This is a genomic window from Bradyrhizobium sp. MI1.4 (genome assembly GCF_055811315.1).
Genome location: NZ_JBVVPP010000058.1, coordinates 38576 through 48309 on the forward strand (window position 1 = coordinate 38576; position 9734 = coordinate 48309).

The 9734-nt window shown below is 58.8% G+C and carries 9 protein-coding genes; 5 read left to right on the top strand and 4 right to left on the bottom strand.

The annotated features are described in order from the left end of the window. The 3 genes from AC0L23_RS34530 to AC0L23_RS34540 form a co-directional block, all read left to right on the top strand. Positions 1-2514: M10 family metallopeptidase C-terminal domain-containing protein (locus AC0L23_RS34530; RefSeq protein WP_473358027.1), on the top strand; the 2514-nt coding region annotated here is incomplete at its 5' end. Positions 2515-3578: 1064 nt separating this feature from the next. Beyond that, positions 3579-4103: a hypothetical protein gene (locus AC0L23_RS34535; RefSeq protein ID WP_473358028.1), complete on the top strand. Its 525-nt coding sequence runs from the start codon at positions 3579-3581 to the stop codon at positions 4101-4103. A gap of 528 nt (positions 4104-4631) precedes the next feature. Further along, positions 4632-5207: a hypothetical protein gene (locus AC0L23_RS34540; protein ID WP_473358029.1), complete on the top strand. Its 576-nt coding sequence runs from the start codon at positions 4632-4634 to the stop codon at positions 5205-5207. 364 nt (positions 5208-5571) lie between these two features. Here the strand turns inward: AC0L23_RS34540 and AC0L23_RS34545 are convergent, their stop codons facing one another. The 3 genes from AC0L23_RS34545 to AC0L23_RS34555 form a co-directional block, all read right to left on the bottom strand. Beyond that, the gene (locus tag AC0L23_RS34545; protein WP_473358030.1) at positions 5572-6882 is read right to left on the bottom strand and encodes an adenylate/guanylate cyclase domain-containing protein; all 1311 of its coding nucleotides are present in this window, start codon (positions 6880-6882) and stop codon (positions 5572-5574) included. Positions 6883-7071: 189 nt separating this feature from the next. Continuing rightward, a complete protein-coding gene (locus AC0L23_RS34550) occupies positions 7072-7629 on the bottom strand; it encodes a dihydrofolate reductase family protein (RefSeq protein WP_473358031.1) in 558 nt (185 codons plus the stop codon). Between the two features lie 49 nt (positions 7630-7678). Further along, complete coding sequence (locus AC0L23_RS34555) at positions 7679-8167, bottom strand: hypothetical protein (RefSeq protein WP_473358032.1); 489 nt, start codon at positions 8165-8167, stop codon at positions 7679-7681. A gap of 220 nt (positions 8168-8387) precedes the next feature. Between AC0L23_RS34555 and AC0L23_RS34560 the strand changes: the two genes are divergently transcribed. Further along, positions 8388-8597: a hypothetical protein gene (locus AC0L23_RS34560; RefSeq protein WP_473358033.1), complete on the top strand. Its 210-nt coding sequence runs from the start codon at positions 8388-8390 to the stop codon at positions 8595-8597. 10 nt (positions 8598-8607) lie between these two features. On the opposite strand, the gene AC0L23_RS34565 is transcribed toward AC0L23_RS34560, so the two are convergent. Next, a complete protein-coding gene (locus AC0L23_RS34565; RefSeq protein WP_473358034.1) occupies positions 8608-8790 on the bottom strand; it encodes a hypothetical protein in 183 nt (60 codons plus the stop codon). Positions 8791-9028: 238 nt separating this feature from the next. On the opposite strand from AC0L23_RS34565, the gene AC0L23_RS34570 reads away from it, so the two are divergent. Continuing rightward, complete coding sequence (locus AC0L23_RS34570) at positions 9029-9448, top strand: CopG family transcriptional regulator (protein ID WP_473358035.1); 420 nt, start codon at positions 9029-9031, stop codon at positions 9446-9448. The last annotated feature ends 286 nt before the right edge of the window (positions 9449-9734 follow it).

A 9734-nucleotide genomic window follows, 5' to 3' on the forward strand; every position in this document is an offset into this window, starting at 1 on the left:
AGCAACGGCCCGAACTCGCTGACGGCACGGGTGAGCGATGCCGCCGGCAACACCACCACCAGCAGCGCAGTGGTCTATTTGGTGGGCGTGCCGGGCGCCATTCTCGGCGACGCTGGCGACAATACCCTGACCGGCGCCGCCGGGAACGATGCATTCCAGGGCTTCGGCGGCAATGACACGATCAACGGTTTGTCGGGTGTCGATCGGGCGGTCTATGTCGACGCGACCGGGGGCATCACCGCCGACCTGACGGCAGGGACCGTGACAGGTCCAGGTGTCGGCACCGACACTTTGATCGGTATCGAAGCCATCCAAGCCAGCAACTTTGCCGACCACTACTCGGCGGTCGGCTTCAGCGGTAACTCCGGAGTCCCTGGTACGCCGATTGGCTTCAACAGCTTCGAAGGCATGGGGGGAGATGATATCATCGTCGGCACGGTCAATCCTTCCGGCGAGATTCTGACTCGTATTTCCTATGTCAGTGCGACAGCAGCAGTCATCGTTGATTTTATCGCACGCACGGCGAGCGGCGATGCGTCGGTCGGCAACGACACCTTCACAAACGTCAATTCAGTCATTGGGTCAGCATTTGGCGACGCGCTGCGGGGCAGTGACAATCCGAATGGTACTTTCGAGCAATATGACGGTCGTGCTGGTAACGATCTGATCGATGGCCGCGGCGGCTACGATTTCGCCATCTATAATAACGACGTGACCACAACCACCGGCATAACTGTTAAACTTGCGGCCGGAACTGTCACTGGCGAGGCGACGATCGGAACCGATACGCTGCGTTCGGTGGAAGCCGTCCGCGGCACCAACTTCGCTGATACTTACGATGCCACCGGTTTCAGCGGTACCAGCACCAATGCCGGATCGAGCGGCACCTTCAATAATTTTGAAGGCATGGGCGGCAACGATGCAATCATCGGCAATGGCAACACCCGACTCCAATATACGCAATCAAGCGCTGCCGTGACGGTCGATCTCCTTGCGGGCACTGCGACCGGCGATGCCTCGGTGGGTACCGATACATTCACCGGTGTCAACGCGGTCATGGGATCGATGTTTGCCGACGTCTTTTCGGGAAGCGGCACCAACGAGAACTTCATGGGCCTTGCCGGCGATGATCTTATCAATGGAAACGGCGGCTTCGATACGGCGCAATACGCGAATCTAACGTTCACAACAGGTGGGATCAGCGTTCACCTTGCGGCAGGAACGGTGATCGGCGATGCCTCGAGCGGCACCGACACCTTGCGTTCGATCGAAGGCATTCAAGGAACCAATTTTGTCGATACGTATGATGCCACAAATTTCGGCGTCAGCGGCGCTATCGATCCTGCAACCGGTCTTCCCTATGCCAACATCGGCAATAACGGCAACCTCAATCAGTTTGAAGGAATGGGTGGTAACGACATCATCACCGGCAACGGCAATACCCGTCTGATCTACACCAATGCAACCGGCCCCGTGACGATTACTTTAAGTCTCAATGGCTGGACCAGCACCACCAGTGGCGCGTCAGGTACAGTAACCGGTGATGGGTCAGTGGGCAACGATACCTTCTCGGGTGTTGGCTCGGTGTCGGGATCGTCATTTGCCGACACCATCACCGGCTCTGCCAATCCGAGTGGTACGGCGGAAGATTTTTCAGGGCGCGCCGGCAATGACTTCATCGACGGCAAAGGTGGGTTCGACAGGGCATTCTACAACCACGATGGTTCGGCTTCAGGTATTCAGGTCGATATGGCTTTGGGCACGGTCTCAGGTGACGCTGCCATCGGAACAGACTCCCTTCGATCAATTGAAGCGGTCCGCGGGACCGCCTTCACCGATACTTATGTCGCGACCAATTTCGGCGTCTCCGGGCCAAATGTCGGTGATTTCGGTACCTTCAACGAGTTTGAGGGGATGGCCGGCGATGACACTATCACGGGCAACGGTAATACCCGCATCGCATTCTACAGTGCTCTGGATGGTGTGACCGTAGATCTCGCCGCTGGCAACTCCCACGGAACGGCCTCTGGCGATGTTGCGGACGTCGGCACAGATGCATTCACCGGCGTGAATGCTGTTCGTGGCTCGGGTTTCGCTGACGTCATTATTGGCAACGCTGGAAATAATACGTTGGACGGTCAAGCGGGGAACGATTTTATTCGGGGCGCAGCTGGCGCCGATACGCTGATAGGGGGCGCTGGAGCTGACCAGTTTGTCTTTGCTGCCGTTTCCGAGTCGACTGTTGCAAGCCATGACACGATCAGCGACTTCGTTCACGGGACAGACGTCATCGACATTTCGGGTATCACTGGAGCCACGACCGTCCAAGGCTTAATAGCCGGTAGTACGCAGGTGGCTGCGCACAGTATCGCGTGGATTCAAAACGGCGCGGACACAATTGTTTATGTTAACAGTTCAGGGGGAGCTCAGAACCAGGGTTCGGCGGATATGGAAGTCGTCTTAACGGCCGTAACAGCAAGCAGTTTGGCCAATTTGGACTTCTTCCACGTCTAACGGTCGAATCCTTCGCTCCTTCCGCTCACGCTTACGCCGCGCGTGAACAGCTTGAGATTCGGACGGTGAATGCAGGGGCTCCCGTGGCTCGTCAGATGCGCTTCGCAAAATACCATTCACTAACGACTTGCCCTTCCCCTTCAGCCTCGGCGGGCTCAGCTCCGTCCGAACCATTTCACGGACCTGCCGCCGAGTTTCAGCAGGCGACGGTCCAACGTGGCGTTGCGGGCGTAAATCCGTGGTCTATCCCACGAGTATCAGGGCCAACAAGCCGGAACAGAGGAGAGCAACGCCTCCAAATGCGACCGCCAAGAAGACTAAGGAAGTGAATTCTTCACGCATAGCGCGCCAACCAGGTGAAGCCTAGCCTCACCACGCTCCGACCATGATAAGCGTGGCAATGCTCAAGGCCGACCAACACAAAATCACTATAGGTGCGGTGAAACGCTGCTGATTCCAAGTCATGAGCTTGCCCTTCCGAGAATCTAACCACACGCTACAACCGTCATCCTTGGCCGTGACTTCATGGCTCCTGATAATTGGTTTCACCGCTAGGACTTTTTGTTGCGTTCTCGGGCGGTCGACGAAATCCCTTCACGCGCTCGCGAGCGAAACGCCAGGCAGCAAATCGCACTTTTGGAGACCTTTGCGCGGACGCTTGCCAGCCAAGCCGTTATGCAGCAGCACCAGGGCAGGGCCTCCGTTCGCAGTTCCCTTGTTATGGAAGAACTCGGCCCTTGGGCGATTAGGCTCGCTCCAGAGCCGCACACGCAAGCAGCGCACTGTTCGCATCTGGACGACATCGAAGCCCTTAGTTAGCAAGTGAGCGGAGCGGAGGTGGCGTCGACGGCGTCTTTGAGAGAGCGAGTCCTCTCAACGCGGTGAACGCTCCACTCTCTCCTTGGTGAGCCATCCCCCCAAGTCGTTCAAAAGTCACAAGCCTCGGTCAAATGGCGTCGCTTCTGCATCGCAACCTCGCTGATAACCACGTTTCCATTTTTAATCTATCTTTAGCGATCTACTAAGGATTCGGTTTCAAGGTCGTCTCGAATGGGAGGCGACCCATGCCGTTGATCAAATATTTCGGGTTTGTCGGCAGCGCCCTTGTCCTATTGCTGATCGGATTGGGGTGGTGTTTGCCGCAGCAAGTGGCGGAACCTACCGGTGGCTCGACCGACAGGCCAGCCATCAGGATAACCTCGGCCGAACGGTTGCCAGAGCGGGTCATTATCGACACGAGCTTGCCGACGGTTGTCTCGCCGCCGAGCGTTCTGGAGTTTGCTGAACGATGGCCACAAGCAGCCGTTGCAGCTGTCGTCCCTCCCCCCAGGACAGCAACTCCGGCGCCGGTTGATGAAGTACCGATAAGGCCGAATCCCGCAAACCGAGAGCGTTCGAAAAAGATTGCTGTTCATCATGCAGCGTCAAAGACGAATATCGAACCCTCGAGGAACGGCAAGGCCACGACTCCACCTGCAGCCGCTGAATTGTCTCTGTTGGACAGCTTGAAGGAAGGGTTGGGGCAAGCGCAGGAAAAACTGATGGCAAGCCTCGAACCCTTGAAGTCCCGGCTCGAACAACGGCGTTGATGTTATCGCTCAACCTCGTCGTTGAGAGCTGACCGCGATTCGCACCTACAGAAATGCCGAACACGATAGATGGGGCACCTAAAGGGGAGCAAGTGCTCCTCGAGGGAGATACTGCACCAGCGCGAGGCTGCCTTGTCCAGCCTGCGAGCGCTCCGGTTCTGGCGATCTGTCGGAGGGTTCATCGTCGAACTGAAGCGCAACGGATAACGACGGCTGATGAGGGCCTTTGATGATCCCGGCCCGGTCGACAAGTGGCTGGGGGAACGATGAATGGAGATGCGGCGCCATGCATAATGTTTTCCTTGACATCACCTTCGCCGGAGCCCTGGTGCTCGTCTTAGCTTCTCTTGTCGCACTTCAAAGGATAATCGAGTGATCGTCGCCTGACGATCCGTTGCACTGCTTGCGAGGAACTTTGGCCTGTCGCGGTTTCTTCCAAGTGTGTGAGCCACCTCTCACAAGATTGCGTCGAGTCTGGCGTAGGTTCGGCGGGTAGATCGCCTTCCGCAAACCATCGTGGAGAGCGAAATGGCCAAAAATGCAACGGGCTCTGCAAGTGACCGTCTTCCGCATCCATTCAGCGAATTGCTCGCCGCCACCACCGTACCGCCGCAAGCCGAGTTCCTCGTGCACAGCGTAAAGGTCGTTTGCGGCAGACAAACGGAGACGAACTGCTGCTGTACCGCAGGCGCCCGGCCCGGCGTGTACGCAACCGAGGTCAACATTCAAAATATCACCGGTCAGCCGGCGCAGGTCGCGAAATTTTTCGTACCCTTGATCAACGCGGGCGCCGTTATTGGGCGCGAGCCCAAATTCGCCGATCCAGCTAAAATCTCTCAACACACCGGCGAGCTCATCACCCTTCCACCGCTGGCGGTGACGATGGACGATTGCTGCCGCATCGCGGAGTTGCTGCTCGGCGGTCCCCCAAGCGGAGAGTCGGCGCTCACAATCGGCTATCTCACGATCGGGAGCTTCTTCGAATTGGCTGTCTCTGCGGTCTACACAGCGACTCCCCTGAACGGAGACGGCATCAGCATTGACGTCGAGTACATTCTGCCGCGGCGCCTGACGTGGCCCGAGCCAAGGCTGAAAACCGCCTAACAGAACAAAGGGCATTGCGAGGCGTTGGCCGCCCTTTGCGCACGCATGGGCGGTCTTCCTTGCCGAGGAAATCCGCCTACGGCGAGCGGGTCCCGGCTCTTGACGCATTCGGTCGCTGACGAATTTGGCATCTCGCGAGCAAGCATTAAGCTTCGTTTGAAGAACATCCGAGCTGCTGCGCAAGCAAGAACGGAGATTCGCAAATCAGTGGTTATGCAAGAAGCCGGCCAAAGGCCGACGTCCGACTCGATCCGCTTAGCGGACTTGCCAAAATTAAGAGCGGACGTCAGCAGTGGTCCATTTGTGGGCATCGGGCGATGGTATCGCAGCTGTTTAAATCGGTATCCGCGACCTCGGAACTCATTCAGGTGACAGCTGCGAATAGGCGCATGGGCTCCGTGAAACCCTTAAGCTCGGCCGGCCCTTGATCGACGAACTTGAGGCCAGCGCCTGCCACTAGGTCTTTTAGCGTACTCGACGCCAGAACCTCGCTCGCTTTCGCATGCTGAGCTACCCGTGCTGCGATGTGAACAGCAATGCCGCCCACATCGTCGCCCATCATTTCGACCTCACCGGTATGAACGCCGGCCCGCACTTCGAGATCGAGCGCCCGCACCGCGCTGACGATCCTCTGGGCGCAGCGGACAGCGCGCGCCGGGCCGTCGAACAGTGCCAGAAATCCGTCGCCTGTAGTCTTAACTTCGCGTCCGCGATGCCGCTCCAGTTCCGAACGCACCGCCGCATGGTGCGCTTCCAGAGTTGAACGCCACTGCCTGTCGCCCACCAACGAGGCCCTCCTTGTCGAATCGACGATATCGGTGAACAGCACAGTCGAGAGGACGCGATCAACCTCGACGGCAGTAGCGGAAACACCCATGAACTGTCTGGTCTCCTCGACAAGCCGATCTTGATCTCCTGACCACGGAAGGTGATCGCTACCCGGTAGTTCGATGTAGCGTGCGTTAGAAATTCCCTCTCCAAGCTCGCGGCCGGCGAGTGCGCGAATGCGTACGTCGTCCCGCCGATGCATGACCAGCGTAGGAACATGGATCGACGCCAAGATGGCCGTTACATCGATCTCGCGGTTCATACGCATTAGGTTGATAACATCGGACGGGCTGGCGGCCGAGCGCTCGAACTTAGCGAAGCGCTCCATGGCGCCGGGAACTGCGGCTGAGGACGGGGAGAAACTTGGCAGACTCTTGCCGGTTCCCCAATTGGATCGGATATCGCGCTCCAACCCCGTGAAATCGTCAAATGGAACGGAGGCGCCCACCGTGCGCGCATACGTGCCGAACAGGAGGAGACCGGCGACCCGTTCAGGATAAGTCGCAGCGAACAGGATCGACATCGGCCCACCCTCCGAGACACCGAACAAGTACGCTCTCTTAGAACCCGCGGCGTCGAGCACGGCGCGGATATCGTCGATCCTTTCATCGAGATGCGGGACACCGACGCCACGATCACTCAGACCCGTGCCGCGCTTGTCGAAGCGGATCAGTCGCGAGAACGAGCCGAGCTCGTTAAGGAAGCGCGCGGCGTTGGGATTCTCCCATGACGGCTCAAGATGCGATACAAAGCCTGGCGTCATGAGCAAATCCGGACCGTCCTGTCCGGATATTTGGTAGGCGACAAAGACCTCGCCGCTCGTCACATAGCGCGTCTCGACAAACATGGTTTTTCCGCCGGTTTAGCCCACTGGGTAGCCTACGGCTAAGGGCCAAGCAGTGCAATTGATCGGCGATAAGCTCATGGGCAGTGTGGGCATTGCCTCAGCTGCCCATGTTCGCTGAGGGGCCGCGGTGGACCTCAGCCGGAGCCTTGGGCCAACAGCGGACCCTGGACGCGTTGAGGCTGCTCCGAATCAGCGCTCGCGTCGATAGTGCATAGCGACCGCGCCGCTACGGAGCGGCTTCGCCGAGACCAGCTTGAGCCGTCGCGCACTGGGCAGCCCCCCCTTGTACAGGGTCGGGCCGTGGCCGGCGATCCTGGGATGGACGAGGAGCTGATATTCGTCGATTAGATCCAGCCGGTCCAGCTCGGTAGCGAGTTTGCCGCTTCCGAGGAGCACGCCGGCGGGAGTCACGTCCTTAAGCCTCTGTACGCCTGTTCGCAGGTCGTCGGCGATGTGGTGGCTGTTGGCCCACGGGAAGTCCGTTCGCGTCGACGACACCACGTACTTCGGTTTGGCGTCCAGCTTGACCGCCCACTCGCGTATCGCTGGGGGCGCCTCCATGTCGCCACGAGCGACCGCCGGCCAGTAGCTCTCCATCATCTCGTAGGTGATGCGGCCCCACAGCATCGCCCCGCCCTCGTCCATAAGGCGGGTGAAGAACGCGTGGGTCTCATCGTCGGCGATTCCCTCCTCATGGTCGACGCAGCCGTCCAGGGTGACGTTTATGCTGAAGGTCAATAGTCCCATGCGACGAGCCTACTCCATCCGCTCGAAAACATGTAGGGCACCGGGCTGGTTACTCGTTCACGCACAACTCGCCGCGAGCGTGCGTATCAAATCCGCCGCCTTGCCGACCAATGCCGGTGAGGAAAATGAGGCGACCGCTAGAGTTGCTAAATCGATCGGTTCCCTTGACGATCTTATCCAGTTGGCTGAAGGCCGGCGACTCGGTTTCGTACACGCCAGCAGTGCTGGTCGTGAATGTTCCCCCTTTTGCCGTGACTAGCACCGTTCCCACGTAAGATTGCAGTGTTTTGGGCAACGAAGGCAGTCCCGCTATTTCGGCCATTGCGTGTGCCGTGAAAAACCACGTTGCGCCGCTTAGAGCGGGCTCGTTGCTCATGACTGTTCCGACAGTGCAAAGGTCGATCTGGCTTGAGCAACCTTCTTTAGTCATCTGAAGCGCAATTGTAGCCTCGAAGTTTCGGCACTGCGCGGGCTGTTGTGCGAAGCCGGCGCTTGTCGAAAGTGCAAGGATCAGGGTTGAAAGAAAGGCAGTTTTCATCACGCCCTCCTACTGATGTTACTGGTGTGCACTCTACACCCCAGTGGGTGGGTAAACGAGAGGGTGCCCGCTGCCAGATCGAAAGTCCATTCGATGGCCCCGCCCCTGAGCCGTCCATCCAACCCGTGACCGTGTTGATGGCAGTTGCCGGATCGACACAGATGCTCGGACCTGCCTTCGGACAATCTGGAACGGATGATCGTCCGTTCGATTGGTCGGTATGACCGAGCGAGTTCTCTACGAAAGCAGCAATGGTGACGTCTGGGCGCTGACGCGAGATCCGCGGACGAATACGCCCGTGAAACACCAGCCCAACATCAGCTCAGGGGGCCAAGTCTCCTATATGGATATCGGCCAATTCCTGCGTAGCGGCGCCGGCGGTCCGGAGCGCCAGCAATTGCTGAAGCTGATCGATGCTCTGCCGGACTGAGGGAACGCGCTTAGGCCGACCACGTGTCCTCCTCACGGCGCGCTTCGTCGTCGTTGATGCGCTCGGCCAAGTCGGCGGCGGTTTCAGTATCCTTCGTAGTGACGATGGGCTCGCCGTCTTGCTTCTTGATCTTTTTTCCTTGGGCAGTCACCGGAAAATCATCGGGTTCTAATGGCTTCTTGGAAGTGGACATGACGTCTTCCTTCTGGACCACGATGATAGCAGGCCACACAACGAGCCCTCGAATTTGATTCGGGCGGAAGTGAACGCCGGACGAAGGGTTCGTCGCACCCCGGGAAGTTCGCGAAACGGCAGCAGATCCGGTCCCAAAAGCGCAGCAGCGGTAGGGACGTCTGCCCTTGAAATTCGAGCCATGAACATCCTTTTACCATCCAGTAGCCATCCTAATGGATGTCAAAGGGGGTGTACCGATGACTGACAATGTACGGGAACTGCGACCCCGGGGTCCCGATACGGAGAAGATCACGATCAACCTAGGCTATGTCGACCTCGGCCAAGTCGATCTCATGGTGCAGGAAGGGTTCTACTCAAACCGCACCGATTTCATTCGGACCGCGATCCGCAACCAGCTCGAGCGGCACGCAGACGTGATCAAGCAGTCGACGGCCCGTAACAGTTTGGACCTGGGGCTGCGGAATTATGCCCGCGTCGATCTCGAACGGGCGCGGCGCGCCGGGGAGATGCTGCACATCAACGTTCTCGGCCTGGCGATCATCGATCAAGACGTCACGCCTGAGCTGGCGCGCGCCACAATCGCCTCGGTCTCGGTGCTGGGTGCCCTTCATGCCACTCCGGCGGTCAAAGCCGCTCTTGCCGACAGAATGAGGTGAAACGATGCTCAATCCAGACGTAGTTCGCGAAGCGACCCGCCTCACGCGTGCCGGCCAACTCGTCGAGGCCACGGCCCTCCTTCAACGAATGCTGCGCGGCGACGGGCCCGCCGCAGCGACAAGGGGGGTGCTATGGGTGTCGAGCGTGCGAGGCTCGAGCCGGCGACACTCGAGCTGAAGGCCAATGTCGTCGAGGAGAGGGAGAGCGGGCCAATGGTATGGACCCCGCCCTTGCCGCGGTGGAATCTCAAGCGTCAACTGCAGCGAAGGAGGATGTTATGCAGGT